The sequence below is a fragment of the Actinosynnema sp. NPDC059797 genome (assembly GCF_042732085.1).
Lineage (GTDB): Bacteria > Actinomycetota > Actinomycetes > Mycobacteriales > Pseudonocardiaceae > Actinosynnema.
Genome location: NZ_JBHWIE010000704.1, coordinates 771 through 1659, shown reverse-complemented (window position 1 = coordinate 1659; position 889 = coordinate 771). Strand labels below are relative to the sequence as shown.

The 889-nt window shown below is 73.6% G+C and carries 2 protein-coding genes; one reads left to right on the top strand and one right to left on the bottom strand.

The features are described from left to right. Positions 1–187: 187 nt before the first annotated feature. Positions 188–313, bottom strand: coding sequence for a hypothetical protein (locus ACFV4N_RS43510; RefSeq protein WP_499678558.1), 126 nt, complete (start codon positions 311–313; stop codon positions 188–190). A 71-nt stretch (positions 314–384) separates the two neighbouring features. Between ACFV4N_RS43510 and ACFV4N_RS43505 the strand changes: the two genes are divergently transcribed. Beyond that, on the top strand, positions 385–735 hold the full coding sequence (locus ACFV4N_RS43505; RefSeq protein ID WP_499678557.1) for a MarR family winged helix-turn-helix transcriptional regulator: 351 nt from the start codon (positions 385–387) through the stop codon (positions 733–735). Positions 736–889 lie beyond the last annotated feature (154 nt).

Genomic DNA, 889 nt, shown 5'->3' with positions numbered 1-889 from the left:
TAAATGTCTTAAACTCCGCTGCCCGGGTCAAGACCGAAGGGAAAACCCGGAACGGGTTGACGGGCACGCCGGCGCGGGTGGGCGGGTTCGGCGTCGGCGGGCGCGGCGACGGCGACGGCGACGCGATCCGTTTGGGCGCCGTTGCGGAACGGGCGGTCGAACGGATCGCGACGGGGCGCGAGGTGCGTCACGCCGGTGCGGGACTCCCCGGTGCCGCCGACCGGTCCTGCGCCGACCGGTGGAAGACCGCCAGGAGGGCGAACCAGACCAGGATCAGGATGCCGGCCGGGCGCAGGAACGATTCCGGGAGCACGTCACCCGATCGAGCTGTGGCTGCGGTGGAAGCGCGCGTACGAGACGGTTCGCGCCGCGGTCATCGCCGACGTGACCACGGCGTCCGGCCTCTCCGACGCGGAGCTGAGCGTCCTGGTGCACCTGCACGAAGCCGGCGGCGCCCTGCGGCAGAACGCCATCGCCGCGGCCCTGGGCTGGGACCGGACCCGGCTCTCGCACCTGCTGACCAGGATGGAGAAACGCGACTACCTCGCCCGCGGCAAGGTCGCGAACGGCGTCGAGGTCACCTTGCAGCCGACGGGCCGCCGCACGATCGACGCGTCGGTGCCGGCCCTGTCCGCCTCGACCCGCCGCCACCTGGTGGACCGGCTCGGCCCCGACGACACCCGGGCGCTCAAGGACGCCATCGGACGGCTGCTGTCCGATGAGGACGGCCGTTGAACGACCGGGGACCCACCGCGGCGCCGACCGGCACGGGCCGCACGTAGGCTGGGCGTCTTCGGGTTCCGGTGACGCGGTGGAGGGTCGGGCGGGTGCGGGCAGCGACGAGGACGAGCCGCTTCGGGCTCCTGCTCGCGGCGCTGCTGGCGCTCGG